13 protein-coding genes and 1 pseudogene are annotated in these 16,221 nt (G+C 60.1%); 10 read left to right on the top strand and 4 right to left on the bottom strand.

Annotated elements, in window-relative coordinates:
* Positions 1-23: 23 nt before the first annotated feature.
* Complete coding sequence (gene ybbP / locus GTU79_RS07045; protein ID WP_203522375.1) at positions 24-2,456, bottom strand: putative ABC transporter permease subunit YbbP; 2,433 nt, start codon at positions 2,454-2,456, stop codon at positions 24-26.
* Positions 2,453-3,139, bottom strand: a complete 687-nt coding sequence (ybbA, locus tag GTU79_RS07040) for a putative ABC transporter ATP-binding protein YbbA (RefSeq protein WP_132922892.1) — start codon at positions 3,137-3,139, stop codon at positions 2,453-2,455. The genes ybbP and ybbA overlap by 4 nt, the downstream gene beginning before the upstream one ends.
* On the opposite strand from ybbA, the gene tesA reads away from it, so the two are divergent.
* The 5 genes from tesA (at position 3,110) to GTU79_RS07015 (ending at position 7,151) form a co-directional block, all read left to right on the top strand.
* Positions 3,110-3,769 (top strand): multifunctional acyl-CoA thioesterase I/protease I/lysophospholipase L1, encoded by a 660-nt coding sequence (gene tesA / locus GTU79_RS07035; RefSeq protein WP_203523135.1) that lies wholly within the window; start codon positions 3,110-3,112, stop codon positions 3,767-3,769. The genes ybbA and tesA overlap by 30 nt on opposite strands.
* 4 nt (positions 3,770-3,773) lie before the next feature.
* Positions 3,774-4,550, top strand: a complete 777-nt coding sequence (locus GTU79_RS07030; protein ID WP_132927847.1) for an SDR family oxidoreductase — start codon at positions 3,774-3,776, stop codon at positions 4,548-4,550.
* Between the two features lie 51 nt (positions 4,551-4,601).
* Entirely contained in the window at positions 4,602-5,459 is an 858-nt protein-coding gene (locus GTU79_RS07025; protein WP_203522376.1) for a thioredoxin family protein, read from the top strand.
* A gap of 295 nt (positions 5,460-5,754) precedes the next feature.
* Positions 5,755-6,669, top strand: coding sequence for an SPFH domain-containing protein (locus GTU79_RS07020; RefSeq protein ID WP_132922895.1), 915 nt, complete (start codon positions 5,755-5,757; stop codon positions 6,667-6,669).
* Positions 6,670-6,671: 2 nt separating this feature from the next.
* Positions 6,672-7,151: an NfeD family protein gene (locus GTU79_RS07015; RefSeq protein ID WP_203522377.1), complete on the top strand. Its 480-nt coding sequence runs from the start codon at positions 6,672-6,674 to the stop codon at positions 7,149-7,151.
* On the opposite strand, the gene cueR is transcribed toward GTU79_RS07015, so the two are convergent.
* Entirely contained in the window at positions 7,114-7,515 is a 402-nt protein-coding gene (gene cueR, locus GTU79_RS07010) for a Cu(I)-responsive transcriptional regulator (protein WP_132922897.1), read from the bottom strand. The genes GTU79_RS07015 and cueR overlap by 38 nt on opposite strands.
* Positions 7,516-7,626: 111 nt before the next feature.
* On the opposite strand from cueR, the gene copA reads away from it, so the two are divergent.
* From copA to ybaL, 5 genes and pseudogenes are all read left to right on the top strand, one after another.
* Complete coding sequence (gene copA, locus GTU79_RS07005; protein WP_203522378.1) at positions 7,627-10,422, top strand: copper-exporting P-type ATPase CopA; 2,796 nt, start codon at positions 7,627-7,629, stop codon at positions 10,420-10,422.
* A gap of 115 nt (positions 10,423-10,537) precedes the next feature.
* A pseudogene (locus GTU79_RS07000) lies at positions 10,538-11,336 on the top strand (TraB/GumN family protein).
* Between the two features lie 89 nt (positions 11,337-11,425).
* The gene (ybaK, locus tag GTU79_RS06995) at positions 11,426-11,932 is read left to right on the top strand and encodes a Cys-tRNA(Pro)/Cys-tRNA(Cys) deacylase YbaK (protein WP_132922900.1); all 507 of its coding nucleotides are present in this window, start codon (positions 11,426-11,428) and stop codon (positions 11,930-11,932) included.
* Complete coding sequence (locus GTU79_RS06990; protein WP_203522380.1) at positions 11,929-13,134, top strand: MFS transporter; 1,206 nt, start codon at positions 11,929-11,931, stop codon at positions 13,132-13,134. The genes ybaK and GTU79_RS06990 overlap by 4 nt, the downstream gene beginning before the upstream one ends.
* 223 nt (positions 13,135-13,357) lie before the next feature.
* On the top strand, positions 13,358-15,067 hold the full coding sequence (gene ybaL / locus GTU79_RS06985) for a YbaL family putative K(+) efflux transporter (protein ID WP_203522381.1): 1,710 nt from the start codon (positions 13,358-13,360) through the stop codon (positions 15,065-15,067).
* Between the two features lie 22 nt (positions 15,068-15,089).
* Here ybaL and hemH read toward each other — a convergent pair whose 3' ends face one another.
* Positions 15,090-16,058, bottom strand: a complete 969-nt coding sequence (hemH, locus tag GTU79_RS06980) for a ferrochelatase (protein ID WP_203522382.1) — start codon at positions 16,056-16,058, stop codon at positions 15,090-15,092.
* Positions 16,059-16,221 lie beyond the last annotated feature (163 nt).

Raw genomic sequence — 16,221 nt, 5'->3', positions numbered from 1 at the left:
GCATTAATGTTACGCGATAAAACTCACCCCAGATACTGTCGAAAGCCGCCGTTGCCCTTGACCAGCCGGATACCCAACACGGTGCCCAACAGCGACAATAATATCATCCCCCCCAGCGGCAGCGCCCACCACAGCACATAATCCGGTTGCCAGGGAAAATCGAACACTTTCTGCTGCAATAGCGCCAGCGCCGCTTCGGCGCCGATGGCCGCCGCCACGCCGGCCACCAGTCCTAGCAAGGCAAATTCACTCCACAGGGTCAAGCGCAGCAGTTTGGCGCTGGCCCCCAAGGTCCGATAGACCACCAGTTCCCGCTGGCGCTGGTGCATACCCACCTGCACCTGCGCCAGCAGCAGCAGGCCGCCGCAGATAAGCACCAGCGCCACCATGATTTCCAGGGCGCGGCTGACCTGCTGCAATACCTGGCCGATTTGCCGCAGAATGGCTCCCACATCCAGCAAGGTCAGGGTGGGAAATTGGCGGTTCAAGCGGGACATCAGCTTTTCGTCACCCTGATAGCGGAAACTGGTGAGCCAGGTTTGGGGCTGATTATCCAGGGATCCCGGCGGAAAGATAAAAAAGAAATTGGGACGCAGGCTTTCCCAATCCACTTTTCGCAAGCTGGTCACTTTGGCGGTGAAGGTCTGGGTATCGCCGGTAAAGGCCAGGGTATCGCCGAGTTTCAGGTGCAGATCATCGGCCACCCGCTGCTCCATGGAGACTTCCCCGGGCCCCGGAGGCCAATGGCCTGACACCAGTTGATTACCCTCGGGCCGGTCCGCCATCCAGGTCAGGTTCAGCTCGCGATTGACCGTGCGGCCGCCGGGATCGTTCTCATGAACGATCTGGGTTGCTATCTGCCCGTTGATCTCCGTCAGGCGCGCGCGGACGATGGGATAAAATGCTCCGGGGGATACCTGGTTTTGCCGGAGAAAATCCCTGACCTGCGGCACCTGATCGGCGGTGAGGTTCAGCAGGAAATAGTTCGGGCTGCCCGGGGGCAGCTGTTCCTGGAAGCGCTGGAGTAAATCCCCCCGCATCACCAGCAGCAACGCCAGCAGCATAAAACTCAGTGAGAACGCCGCCAGCTGGCTCATGGTTATCCATGGCTGCCGCAACAGGCGGTTAATGGCCAGCCGCAGGGTAAGCCGTCGGACAACCACATGCCGTAGCAGCCATAAGGCGCCCCATCCCACCGCCGCCAGCATCAGCGTCAGGACCGCAATGCCGCCGGCCAGGGTCCAGAATAGCCCGCCGACGCCGACGATGGCGATGAGCAATCCCAGGACGACGATAAGGACAGCCGGCACATAATAACGCAGCGGCCAGACAGCGGCGGCCGATTCCCGGCGCAGCACCCGCAGCGGGCGCGTGGCCAGCAGTTGCCGGTACGGCCGCAGGCCCACCAGCAGGGAAATAATCACCAGCGATCCCAGCGACCACAGCCAGGGCCAGACGCCGGCGGAGGGCAGCGCCGCCGGCAGTACCGGCGCCAGCATGCGCATTAACAGCCATTCGAAGGCCAGACCGATGAGGCTGCCGCATATCCCGGCAAAGATCAGTAACGATAGCCACTGGCCGATGATGAGTTTCATCAGCGCCCGGCGTCCGGCGCCGAGGGTTTTCAATACCGCCACCACGTCGCCGCGGCTGCGGCAATAATGCCCCATGGCCACCGCCACCGCCGCCACGGCGAGCATCAGCGTCAACAGCGCCGACAGCACCAGGAAGGAATGAGAGCGCTGGATGGAGACGTTCAGCGCGCCGTTGGAGTCATCCATGCTATACCAGCGCTGGTCGGCGCCAAGCTTGGGCAGCAGATAGCCCTCAAAGGTTTGAAGCTGTTGCGGCGTGCCGGCGAACATATAGCGCCAGGTCACCCGGCCGCCGGGCTGGACGGCGCCGGTTTTCTCCACGTCCGCCCCGTTGATGATGATGGCCGGCGCGGTTTGGAACGGGTTGAATCCGCTGTCCGGTTCCTGCACGATCTCGCCGCTGATGCGTAACGTGGCGTCCCCCACCGCCAGCATATCGCCGACGTTCAGGGCTAGCAGCGCCAGTAAACGCGGCGCCGCCAGCACGGTGCCGGGCTGGGCCCGCAAGCCCGCCGGACGAGTGACCAGTTGTCCGTACAGCGGATAGCGCTCGTCAGCGGCTTTGACATTGGCCAGTTGGGCGTTGTCGCCGGCGAAGGTCATCGTCATAAAGCTTACCTGGCGGCTCAAGGTCAAGCCGTCGGCGGCGGCCTGCCGCAGCCAGCTTTCATCTATCGGGCGCGCAGTGCGCAGTACCCGGTCGGCGGCAAGAAATTCGCGGCTTTGCTGCCCGATGCCTTTTTGCATACGATCGCTGATGTTTCCCAAAGCCAGTACGCAGGCCACCGACAGGGTCAGCGCCAACCACACTATCAGCAGCGAAGGAGAACGCCATTCGCGCCAGAACCATCGTCCTATCATGCCACCTCCTGCAATCGGCCGTCCTGCAGGCGCAGGCGCCGCTCGCAGCGGGCAGCGAGCTGGAGATCATGGGTCACCAATATCAGGGTGGTGGCGGAGTCCCGGTTCAGGGAGAACAGCGAATCGGCGATGCGATCGCCGGTTTTGCGATCCAGATTGCCGGTGGGCTCATCGGCAAAGAGAATTTGCGGCCGCCCGCTGAAGGCACGGGCCAGCGCCACGCGCTGCTGTTCGCCGCCGGACAGCTGGGCCGGCATATGGCCCAGGCGCCGGGACAAACCCAGCTGATCCAGCAATTGTAGCGCCTGTTCACGACTGTGCCCTTCGCTTTCACCCCGCAACAAGGCGGGCAGCTGCACGTTCTCAAGGGCGGTCAGCGTAGGCACCAGCATAAAAGACTGGAACACGAAACCGATGTGCCGGGCCCGCAACGCCGCCCGTCCCTCTTCATCCAGCTCCGCCAGCGAGTGGCCCAGCAGCCTGACCTCTCCTTCGCTGCCGTCGTCCAGTCCGGCCAAAATGCCCAGCAGGGTGGATTTACCGGAGCCCGATTCGCCAATCAGCGCAATTGTCTGCGCCGGTTTGACAACAAGCTCAACTCCGGTAAGGATGGTAAGCTGGTGTTCCCCCTGACCGACGTGTTTACCAAGATGATGAACTTCAAGAACGTTTTCCGCTGGCATTTTCCCTTCCTTTTACTGTTAGGACTCTTCAGTGTACGTGCAATTGCCGCTGATACCTTATTGATTTTGGGCGATAGTCTCAGCGCCGGCTATAGAATGGCGGCAGAGCAGGCCTGGCCGTCGCTGCTTAATGATAAATGGCGGCAGCAGGCCGACGGCAGCCGGGTGATTAACGGCAGCATCAGCGGCGATACCGCCACCCAAGGCCTGGCGCGCCTGCCGGCTTTGCTCAAACTCTACAATCCGCGCTGGGTCATGATTGAACTGGGAGGCAACGACGGTCTGCGCGGTTTCCCGCCGCCGGCCATCGAGCAGGACCTGTCCCGGACCATCGAACTGGTAAAACAGTCGGGAGCGCAGCCCTTGCTGATGCAAATCCGCCTGCCGCCGAATTACGGACAGCGCTACACTCAATCGTTTAGCGAGATTTATCCCGCGCTGGCGCAAAAATACGGGGTGCCGCTACTGCCGTTTTTTATGGAGCAAATCTATCTGAAACCGCAGTGGATGCAGGATGATGGCATTCACCCCAATCCCTTGGCCCAGCCTTTTATCGCCGATTGGATGTCGACGCAGCTCACCCCGTTACTTAAGCATGATTCATCCGTCTCAGGACCAAGCCATGGGTAAAGTTATGCAAAAAACGGTGGTGATCACCGGCTGTTCCAGCGGTATCGGCGCCGTCGCGGCGACGGATTTACGCCAGCGCGGTTATCGGGTGGTGGCGACCTGCCGCAACCCGGCGGATGTCGCAGGGCTGCTGGCCGCCGGATTCGAGGCGCTGCAAATGGATCTGGATGAAGCAAAGAGCGTTGACATTGCCGCCGCCGCTATCATTGAGCTCACCGGCAATCGGGTCTATGCCCTGTTCAATAATGCCGGCTACGGGCAATACGGCCCCCTGGCCGACCTGTCGCGTCAGCTGTTGGAAAAACAGTTCGCCAGCAATCTGTTCGGCACTCATCAGCTCACCCAGCGCTTGCTGCCGGCCATGCTGCCCCACGGCGAGGGGCGGATTATCCAGACCAGTTCGGTGATGGGGCTGGTTTCCACGCCGGGACGCGGGGCATATGCCGCCAGTAAATTCGCCCTGGAAGCCTGGTCGGATACTCTGCGGATGGAGCTGCACGGCACCGGCCTGCATGTCAGTCTGATTGAGCCCGGCCCCATAAGCACCGCTTTTACCGGCAACGTCAGACAGTCCAGGTCGGATAAACCGGTAACCAATCCCGGTATTGCCAAACGATTTACGTTGCCTCCCGAGGCAATCCTGCCCAAACTGCATCATGCGTTGGAACATCCGAGACCCCGGTTACGTTATCCGGTCACGCTGGTGGCGCATACTATGTCAGTGTTACGCCGTATTTTACCGGACCGAAGCCTTGATATGATTTTACGCGGCAGGCATTGAGGCGGGGGAAAACGCCCCCATATATCGCTAAAACGGACGAGAGAAAATTTCATGCTAGCTCAAGCCACCCTTGTTGAAATTGATGAAACAAACCTGCAGCAAACCCTCGAACAATCTTTGTCCCAGCCGGTGCTGTTCTATTTTTGGTCGGAGCGCAGCCAGCATTGCCAGCAATTGACGCCGGTTATCGATCGGCTGGCGCAGGAATTCGCCGGCCAGTTCATCCTGGCCAAGGTGGATTGCGATGCCCAGCAGCAGGTAGCCGCTCAATTCGGCCTGCGCGCCATCCCCACGCTGTATTTGTTTAAAGACGGCCAGCCGCTGGACGGACTGCAGGGTCCGCAGTCGGAGGAGGTGATTCGCGAACTGCTGCTGAGAGCCTTGCCGGATCCCGCCGAACTCAAAATGACCGAGGCCGGCGCCCTTATGGACCAAGGCGCCTACGGCGAAGCCCTGCCGCTGTTGAAAGAGGCCTGGCAGATGAGCAAGCAGTCCAGCGAATCGGGGCTGCTGCTGGCGGAAACCTATATCCATCTCAAGCGTATCGACGATGCCCAGGCGGTACTGGACGTTTTCCCGCTACAGGATAAAGATACCCGCTACCAGGGGCTGCTGGCGCAAATCGATCTGATGAAACAGGCGGCGAACACGCCGGAAATGCAGCAATTACAACTCCAGGTGCAAAATGCGCCGGACGATGCGGCGCTGGCGGTGCAGTTGGCGCTGCAGTTGCATCAGGTCGGCCAGAACGAGGAAGCGCTGGAACTGCTTCTTGGCCATCTGCGCAAGGATCTCGCCGCCGCGGAGGGTGAAGCTCGCAAAACCATGATGGATATCCTGTCGGCCCTGGGCACCGGCGACGCCCTGGCGGGAAAATATCGCCGCAAGCTGTATTCCCTGCTCTATTAAGCCTTCAAGCCGGGTGGGGCCGCTGCCCCGCTCCGCAGGCGTCGGTAAGCCGGAAAGCCTCGGCCTGCGGTGCTTCGCCGCTTAAACCGCGCAACGCGTTCAATCCGCCGGATCGGTGAAATCCCGATCCCGTCACCGAATATGCTCTGTCCCCCGCGAATCCGCGACGGCAAAAGCGTACTATTAAGCCAGCGTTGAAAACGCTGTGTCATGCTGGCCGGCAGCCGCGGGCGATGCCTTTTGGGTCGGGCCGGCCACGTTAGTTCCTTCACGTAAAGAAATGGAGATTCCCCCTATGCTGACGGTTATACCAATCATAGTTATTGTCGCCCTGATTATCGTCTGGGCGGGGATAAAAATTGTCCCGCAAGGATATCATTGGACAGTGGAGCGTTTTGGCCGTTATACCCACACACTCAGACCCGGCCTCAATCTGGTGGTGCCGTTCATGGACCGGATCGGGCGCAAGATCAATATGATGGAACAGGTGCTGGATATTCCGTCGCAGGAAATCATCTCGAAGGACAACGCCAATGTCACCATCGACGCGGTCTGCTTTATCCAGGTAGTGGAACCGTCGCGCGCCGCCTATGAAGTCAGTAACCTGGAGCAGGCCATACTTAACCTGACCATGACCAATATCCGTACGGTGCTGGGCTCCATGGAGCTGGACGAAATGTTGTCCCAGCGGGACGGCATCAATACCCGCCTGCTGCATATCGTGGATGAAGCCACCAGTCCCTGGGGCATCAAGGTCACGCGTATCGAAATCCGCGACGTCCGGCCGCCGGTGGAAATGATTGCCGCGATGAATGCGCAGATGCGGGCTGAACGTACCAAGCGGGCGAATATCCTTGAGGCGGAAGGGATACGCCAGGCCGCCATCCTGCGGGCCGAGGGTGAAAAACAGTCGCAAATCCTGAAAGCGGAGGGTGAGCGTCAATCCGCTTTCCTGCAGGCGGAAGCCCGTGAACGGGCGGCGCAGGCCGAAGCGCAGGCCACCCAGGTGGTCTCCGATGCCATCGCGGCGGGCAATATCCAGGCGATTAACTATTTTGTCGCCCAGAAATATACGGATGCGCTGAAACATATCGGTTCCGCCAATAACAGCAAGGTTATCATGATGCCGCTGGATGCCAGCAGCCTGATGGGCGCCATCGGCGGTATTGCCGAACTGATCGGCGAAAGCAAACAGGTCCGGGGTAAATAACCATGCTGACCGCTTTGGTGGTAAATCCTCATTGGTTCTGGATTTCGCTCGGCGGTCTGCTGCTGGCTGCCGAAATGCTGGGCGCCGGCGGGTTCCTGTTATGGAGCGGCTGCGCCGCGGTGGCGGTGGGGTTGGTGATATGGGTGGTGCCCATGGATTGGGCGGCGCAAGGCCTCCTGTTCGCGCTGCTCACCCTGGTTTCAGGCTTTTTATGGTGGTATTGGCTGCGCGGTCATAACAAAAGCCTGCCCGCGTCGTTGCTCAACCGACGCGGCGAACAGCTGGTGGGCATCCATGCCATCCTGGTGGAACCGGTGGTGAACGGCGTCGGCCGGGTACGCGTCGGCGACGGCACATGGCGGGCGATCTGCGACGAAGATCTGCCCGTGGGGGCCACCGTGGAAGTGATGGCCGCGGAAGGCATTACGTTGCATGTCCGTCCGGTCAGCGGCTCGAGCAGCATCCCGACAGATTATCAATAATCGGGCAATCGGCGCCTTCATCCCCAGGACAGCTTTCCGCCAGCGCCAACAGGTGCTCGCGCATGGCTTTCAGCTGTTCGATGTGATTTTCGATGTCTTTCACTTTCTGCAGGGTGCGGGTCTTGACGTCGGCGCTGTGGCGCTGGGGATTATTAAAGAGCGCCACCAGTTCGCGGCATTCATCGAGGTTGAAACCCACCAGCCGCGCCTGATGCAGCAGCGTCAACTCTTCCAGATGCCGTGCGTCATAGCTGCGATAACCATTGTCCCGGCGGGTGGGCTGCGTCACCAGCCCCTTCTCTTCATAAAACCGGATCGCCTTGCTGGTCAGGCCGGTTTTTTTCGCCACGTCGCTAATATTCATTTTCCCCCCTTGACCTTCCCCTTGCGGCAAGGTTTAAGCTTCATTACATCGAATTTTCCCAACCGAAGTCAACCTGTTTGGGAAATCCCGTTAACCACAAAGGAGTCGTGTATGTCACAGACTATCGTACTCGCATTGCAGGGTTTGTCTTGCGATCACTGTATTAAACGGGTCAAAGAGACCCTCGAATCCCGTGACGATGTTGAAAGCGCACGGGTGGCGCTGGACTATGCGGAGGTCACCGGCGATGCCGGAGCGCCGGATCTGATTGCCAGTATTGAACAGGCCGGTTACGACGCCGCGCCGGCGGAGCGGGGGGATACCGAATTGGCCCTTTCCGGCCTGAACTGCGGGCATTGCATGGCCAGCACCCGCAAGGCGCTGGAAGCGGTGCCCGGCGTCTTCAGCGCCACGGTAACGCTGGATCACGCCAGCGTGTACGGTAAGACGGATGCAGCGGCGCTGGTCAAGGCGGTGGAACAGGCGGGTTACCAGGCCGTTCCGGCGGTGAGTCAGCCGCACCCAAAAACTGAGCCGCTGACAGTGCTTACCTCAGCGCCGGACTTTCTGGCAGCGGCGACATCTCTTCCGGCATACATCAATAGCGATTCTCCGGACGCGGTGGCAACGACGTCCCCTTCCCCCGTCGCGGCCTTGCCTCAAAGCGCATCGCCGCGGAGCGACGACAGTTTGCATCTGTTGATTAGCGGCATGAGCTGCGCCAGTTGCGTCAGTAAAGTCGAACATGCGCTACAGCGGGTTCCCGGCGTGGAGCAGGCGCGGGTGAACCTGGCGGAGCGCAGCGCGCTGGTGATGGGGACCCCGGACGGTGGGGCGCTGATAACCGCCATTGAACAGGCCGGCTACGGCGCGGAGCTGATTGCGGATGAAACCCAGCGGCGGGAACGGCAGCAACAGACCGCGCAAAGCGCAATGCGCCGTTTCCGCTGGCAATCGGCGCTGGCGCTGACCCTAGGCCTGCCGTTGATGGCCTGGGGCCTGTTCGGCGGCAGCATGACCCTCACCCCGCAAACCCGCTTGCCCTGGCTGCTCATCGGCTTGATTACCCTGGCGGTGATGATTTTCGCCGGCGGACATTTTTACCGCAGCGCCTGGCGCAGTCTGAAAACCGGCAGCGCCACCATGGACACGCTGGTGGCGCTGGGCACCGGCGCGGCCTGGCTTTACTCCATCAGTATCGTGCTTTGGCCGGACGTGTTCCCGATGATGGCGCGCCATCTCTATTTTGAAGCCAGCGCCATGATCATCGGCTTGATTAATCTCGGCCATGCCCTGGAACAACGCGCCCGCCAGCGCTCATCGCAGGCCTTGGAACGCCTGTTGGACCTGACGCCCCCCACGGCCAGAGTGGTCACCGAAAACGGCGAGCAAACCCTGCCCCTGTCAGAGGTTCAACTGGGCATGATCCTGCGGCTGACCGCAGGGGATCGGGTACCGGTGGACGGTGAAATTACCCAGGGTGAAATCTGGCTGGATGAATCCATGCTCACCGGGGAGCCGGCGCCGCGGCAAAAATCCAACGGCGATAAAGTCCATGCGGGAACCGTGGCGCAGGACGGCAGCGTGTTGTTCCGCGCCGATGCGGTGGGCAACCAAACCACCCTGGCGCGGATCATCAGGTTGGTGCGCCAGGCGCAAAGCAGTAAACCGGCCATCGGACAGATGGCGGACCGGATTTCGGCGGTATTTGTCCCGACGGTTGTGGCCATCGCCTTAATCAGCGCCGCCATCTGGTATCTGGTGGGGCCGGCGCCTCAAATCGTCTATACGCTGGTGGTCGCCACCACGGTATTGATTATCGCGTGCCCCTGCGCCCTGGGCCTGGCTACTCCCATGTCCATTATTGCCGGCATAGGCCGGGCGGCGGAATTCGGCGTACTGGTGCGGGATGCCGATGCGCTGCAGCACGCCACCTCCCTTGATACCCTGGTCTTCGATAAAACCGGCACCCTCACCGAGGGCCGCCCGAGAGTGGTGGCGGTGGAACCCATGGCCGGTTTTGACGAATCACGGGCGCTGTCGCTGGCTGCGGCGCTGGAACAGGGTTCCAATCATCCCCTGGCCCACGCCATCGTCCAGCGTGCCGGTGAAACGGCGCTGCCTGTAGTACGGGATGTGGTGCGGGAATTTCACACCCTGCGCGGTCTCGGGGTCAGCGGCGAGGTAGACGGGGCCCGGATTTTATTGGGCAACAGCGCGTTGCTAAAGCAGCACCATATCAACGCCGGGCTCATTGCCGACAGGGTAAAACAGTGGTCGGAACAGGGCGCCACGCCGGTGATTCTGGCGGTGGACGGCGAGGTGGCGGCGCTGTTCGCCGTTCGCGATCCGCTGCGGTCGGACAGCGTGGCGGCGCTCAACCGGCTGCATGCTCAGGGTTATACCCTGGTCATGCTCACCGGGGACAATCCCGCCACCGCCCAAAGCGTGGCGAAAGAGGCCGGTATCGACCGGGTGATTGCCGGCGTATTGCCGGACGGCAAGGCGGAGGCCATCAGGACGTTACAGCAGCAGGGGCACCGGGTAGCCATGATTGGCGACGGCATCAATGACGCGCCGGCCCTGGCCCAGGCGGAAGTGGGTATCGCCATGGGGGGCGGCAGCGATGTGGCTATTGAAACCGCCGCCATTACCCTGATGCGCCATAGTCTGCACGGGGTGGCGGACGCGCTGGCGATCTCCAAGGCCACGTTGCGCAACATGAAGCAAAATCTGCTGGGGGCCTTCGTTTATAATGTATTGGGGATTCCTATCGCCGCCGGTATTTTGTATCCCTTTACCGGCACCCTGCTCAGCCCGGTGGTGGCCGGCGCGGCGATGGCGCTGTCATCGATTACCGTGGTGAGCAATGCCAACCGATTGATAGGTTTTAAACCAAAAGCATAAACTTGAATACGTCGAGTCGCAGCTGTGTTAGCCGCGACTTGAAGTATGACGGGTATAACGTCCCGGCGGCTTCATGTTACCCTAGGATGCTATAAGACAACGGGGACGGCAGGTAATGAAAAAATGGTGGCGGCGCATGGCGACCGTACTGGGATTGCTGTCCCGGCCGGTTTATGCCTGGCCGGGAATGGATATCAGTCTGCCGGCGGATCGGCAACTGCATCTGGTGGGCAGTATCCATATGGGTACCCGGGACATGGCGCCGCTGCCCGCCAGCCTGCTGCTGATGCTGCGTAAAGCCAGCGCGCTGATCGTGGAAGCGGATATTACCGTCAGCCCGCCGCTCACCAGCGCCACGCCTGTAACGGTACCCCTGGCCGAGCGGCTCTCACCCGACCACCTGGGGATCCTTCGGCGCCTGTGTGAAGAGTATCATTTGGACGAGAGCACGCTTGCAGAGCTTCCCGCCTGGCATATCGCACTGATGCTGCAGGCGCGCCAGGCCGAGGGGCTTGGACTGCGCGCGGCTTATGGTATCGATTACCAGTTGATCCAGGCGGCGAAGGCCATGGATAAACCGGTAATTGAATTGGAAGGCCCCGATGAACAGCTGGGGCTGCTGCTGCAATTGCCGGATCAGGGCAATGCCCTGCTGGAGGATACCCTGAGCCATTGGCATACCAATGCTCGCCTGCTGCAGACCATGATCGGCTGGTGGATGAACCGCGGGCCCGCGGATGTACGCAACGCCTTCCCCGCCACCTTCAGCAGCGAGCTTTACCATTACCTGATGACCGAACGCAACCGCCGCTGGAAATCAGCATTGAGGCCCTCCCGCCGGGGCGTATGTGGTGGCGGTAGGCGCGCTGCATTTATATGGCGAGCAAAACCTGCCCTCGCTGTTACAGTCTTGAATAGTATTTTAAACGCCGGGCATTTACCCTCCGGCGCCGGTACGTTACCCTAATTTATCCCTAATGCGATTTACGCTCAGGTTGACGCTATGACCCCTGCGGTTAAGTTATTGGAAAAAAACCATATCGATTTTACCCTCCATCCCTATGAGCACGACAGCGATGAAACCCACTTCGGCGATGAGGCCGTTGAAAAGCTGGGGCTGGACGCCGCTCAGGTGTATAAGACCTTGCTGGTGGCATTGAATGGCGACCCCAGGCATCTGGCGGTGGCGGTCACCCCGGTGGCGTTGCAGCTGGACTTGAAAAAAGTCGCCAAAGCCCTGGGCGCCAAAAAAGCCGAAATGGCCGATCCCCAATTGGCGCAAAAAACCACCGGCTACCTGGTGGGCGGTATCAGTCCGTTAGGACAGAAAAAACGCCTGCCCACCGTTATTGACCGGCCGGCGCGGCAATTCGCCACTATTTTCGTTTCCGGCGGCAAGCGGGGACTGGATATTGAATTGAAACCCGGCGATTTAGGCCTGTTATTATCGGCCGTTTTCGCCGATATCGCCAAGCGGGACGGCCAGGACAAGGCGGCGGACCAAGCATGACCGAACGTATTCTCTCAGGGGCAAAATCCGGTGCAAGCCTGGCCCGGCGCACGGTTTTTCCCGTGCTGGCCGCCATCAGCGTCGCCCACCTGCTCAATGATATGATTCAGTCGCTGATCCTGGCGATTTACCCGCTGCTGCAAGCCTCTTTTTCCCTGAGTTTTACCCAGGTGGGCATGATTACCCTGACCTACCAGATCACCGCCTCGTTACTGCAACCCCTTATCGGCAGTTATACCGATAAACATCCGCAGCCCTACTCGCTGCCCATCGGCATGATGTTTACCTTGTGCGGCCTGCTGCTGATGGCCACCGCCGGCAGTTTCCCCTGGGTGCTGGCGGCGGCGGCGCTGGTGGGCACCGGTTCCTCGGTATTCCATCCGGAATCCTCACGGGTGGCGCGCATGGCCTCCGGCGGGCGCCATGGCCTGGCCCAATCGCTGTTCCAGGTGGGCGGCAATTTCGGCGCCTCGCTGGGGCCGCTGTTGGCCGCGTTAATCATCGCACCCTACGGTCGGGGGCATATCGCCTGGTTCTCTCTGGCGGCGCTGCTGGCTACGGTTATTCTGCTGCAGGTTGGCAAATGGTACCGCGGCGCGATAACGGCGTCCGCGGCTCGCCGCGGCCGGCCCGCCGCAGCGTCCGTTTTGCCCGCCCGCCGGGTGGCGGGGGCCATTGCTATTTTACTGGTGCTGATCTTCTCTAAGTATTTTTATTTAACCAGCATCAGCAGTTATTACACTTTTTATCTGATCCATAAATTCGGTTTGTCAGTGCAGGCGGCGCAGCTCCACCTGTTCGCCTTTTTGTTCGCCGTGGCGGTAGGCACCGTTATCGGCGGCCCGTTGGGCGATCGTATCGGGCGGAAATATGTTATATGGGGCTCCATACTCGGCGTCGCCCCTTTTACGCTGTGGCTGCCCCATGCGTCCCTGGCGGTGACCAGCGTGCTGACACTGTTTATCGGCGTGATTATCGCTTCGGCCTTTTCCGCCATCCTGGTCTTCGCCCAGGAGCTGTTGCCCGGCCGCATCGGCATGGTATCCGGACTGTTTTTCGGCTTCGCGTTCGGCATGGGGGGCCTTGGGGCGGCGGTGCTGGGTTATATTGCCGATTTGACCAGCATTGAATTTGTGTATCAAATCTGCGCATTTTTGCCTTTGCTAGGCATTCTCACCGCTTTTCTGCCCGATCCCCGCTGACAATCTCCTCCTTTCCCGCTGAAGATTGTTCGGCGGGGAACGCTTTTACCCCGAAGTCCTTGGTGGCAAATTATAAAATCGGAAGAAATACACCTTTACAGCCTTTTCCCGGTAAAAGCTTTTTTTTGCCGTCTTGCCATAAATTCCTACCCAAACTCCCCGGCTTTGCCATAAACTCAATATGTAAGTTTTTGTTTCTAACGCCTCTTGGCAAGGAGTCGGGATGCATCATGCCACACCACTCATCAATACCATTGTCGGAGGCCTGGTCCTGGCTTTTCTGCTAGGCATCCTTGCCAATCGTTTTCGCATCTCCCCCCTGGTGGGCTATCTCGCCGCCGGGGTTCTCGTGGGTCCCCATACGCCGGGATTCGTCGCCGACACCTCCCTGGCGACGGAACTGGCAGAACTGGGGGTGATATTGCTGATGTTCGGGGTGGGGCTGCATTTTTCCTTCAAGGATCTGATGGCGGTAAAATCCATCGCCATCCCCGGCGCCATTGCCCAAATCGGCGTAGCCACCCTGCTGGGCATGCTTTTTTCCACTTTGATGGACTGGACGCCGGTCAACGGCCTGGTGTTCGGTCTGTGCCTGTCTACCGCCAGCACCGTGGTATTGCTGCGGGCGCTGGAGGAGCGGCAGCTCATCGATAGCCGGCGCGGACAAATCGCCATCGGCTGGCTGATTGTGGAAGATCTGGTGATGGTGCTGACGCTGGTATTACTGCCGGCGTACGGCAATATGCTGGGCAGCGATGCAGGCAGCAGCGCGCTGTCGTGGCAAGACCTGGCCATTACCATCGGCAAGGTGGTGGCGTTTATCACCTTGATGATTGTGGTGGGCCGCCGGGTAGTGCCCTGGGTCCTGGCCAAAAGCGCCAGTACCGGCTCGCGGGAGCTGTTTACCCTTTCGGTGCTGGCCATGGCCCTGGGTATCGCTTTCGGCGCGGTGAAGCTGTTTGACGTTTCGTTTGCCCTGGGGGCATTTTTCGCCGGCGTGGTGCTTAGCGAATCAGAACTGAGCCACCGCGCCGCCCAAGATACCCTGCCTCTGCGGGATGCCTTCGCAGTGCTGTTTTTTGTGTCGGTGGGCATGCTGTTCGACCCGCTCATCGTTATCAACGAACCGGGAGCGGTGCTGGCGACGCTGGCCATTATCCTGCTGGGTAAATCGGCGGCTGCTTTCGCTCTGGTGAAGCTGTTCGGCCTATCCACCCGCACCGCGCTGACGATTTCCGTCAGCCTGGCGCAAATCGGCGAATTCGCCTTTATTCTCGCCGGACTGGGCATCGCCCTGGGCATGCTGACCCAGGAAGGACAAAATCTGGTGCTGGCGGGGGCGATTTTATCCATCATGACTAATCCGCTGATGTTTGCCGTGCTGGAGCGCTATCTGGCCCGGGATGTGACCGATGAAGAACAATATGCGGAACAAAAGCCGGGGGAAGAGCCCCAGTCCCCCATGGAAATCTGCCATCACGTGCTGCTGGTGGGATATGGCCGGGTGGGTAGCCTTATCGGCGCCAAACTGGCACAGGCAGGCATGCCGATGGTGGTGGTTGAGAACGCCCGCCCCCGGGTGGACGCCCTGCGCGAGCAAGGGATTAATGTGGTCATGGGCAATGCCGCCAAGGCGGAGATTCTTTCGCTGGCGCGCCTGGATTGCGCCCACTGGCTGCTATTGACGATTCCCAACGGCTTTGAAGCCGGACAAATTGTCGCCATGGCCCGAGCCAAGCGGCCGGATCTGCACATTGTCGCCCGCGCGCATTATGATGAGGAAGTGACCTATATTACCGAACGCGGCGCAACGCAGGTGGTCATGGGTGAGCGGGAGATTGCCAATAGCATGATTTCCCTGCTGCAGCTTGAGACCTCCCTGGTACCCCAGACGGATGACAGCGTACCGGGGCAGCGTTCGCTGCCGTTTTAACGGCGTGATGCCGAAGGGCGGCTTATTTGTCCGTTGGTTCACTCACCAATTGCCGAAACAGCGCAATCTGCGAGGGGTTATCATTCAGGGCCGGAATATAATGGAACGTTTCACCGCCGGCATGAGTGAAGATTTCCCGATTCTGGACATTAATCTCTTCCAGGGTTTCCAAACAGTCCGACGAAAAGCCCGGACAGATCACCTGCACATGTTTCACCCCCTGTGCCGGTAAATCCCGCAGACTGTGATCGGTAAACGGCATCAGCCAGGGATCGCGGCCGAAACGGGACTGGAAGGTCATCATGACCCGCTCCGGGGGAAAATCCAGCGCGGCCACCAGAGCCCGGCGGGTATCCTCGCAGCGCTGCGGATAGTCATCCCCCTCACGCGCATAGCGCTGGGGAATGCCGTGGAAAGAGATAACCAGCCGGTCCGGGCGTCCGAGCCGGGCGAAAGAAGCTTCAATGCTCTGTTTCAGCGCCGCGATATAGGCGGGATGCTCGGCGTAATCGCGAATAAAGCGGATCGCGGGCAAACGGCGGTAGCCGGTTAAAATGCGGGCTACGGCATCCCAGATGGCGGCGCTGGTGGAACTTGAATATTGCGGATACAGCGGCAGAATTGTCAGGTTGGTTACCCCCGCGGCCAACAGGCGCTCAATGGCGGACGGCAGCGTGGGCCGGCCATAGCTCATGGCCAATTCCACCTTGGTATCGGGCAAGGCGGCCGCCAGCGCCGTCTGCTGACGCTTGCAATACACCATGAGCGGCGACCCTTCTTCCATCCAGACGCTGTTATACAGCTTCGCCACCCGGGGGGAACGAAAGGGCAGTATCACGCCGTGCAGCAGCGGCCACCAAAGAAGACGCGGGGTATCCACTACCCGCCGATCGCTGAGGAACTCGGCCAGATATCGTTTTACCGCCTGGGGCGTGGGTGCCTCGGGAGTGCCCAGATTAACCATCAGGACGGCGTTTTTTTCCTGCTCCATGACCTTATCTCCAGTTAAGGTTTAGCCGCCAACATCCTGTAATACAATGGGAATAGCCCGGCGGTTTCGATAAAACAGTGTAGCCGAAAAACCGGCGCGGGTGTTTATGATCCGGGCTAAGATTATCAATTGTTGCAAAAGGGGGCGGGCCGAGCCAATGGCC

The organism is Sodalis ligni (assembly GCF_016865525.2).
Classification (GTDB): Bacteria; Pseudomonadota; Gammaproteobacteria; order Enterobacterales; family Enterobacteriaceae; genus Acerihabitans; species Acerihabitans ligni.
This window is presented reverse-complemented; position numbering and strand designations above follow the sequence as displayed.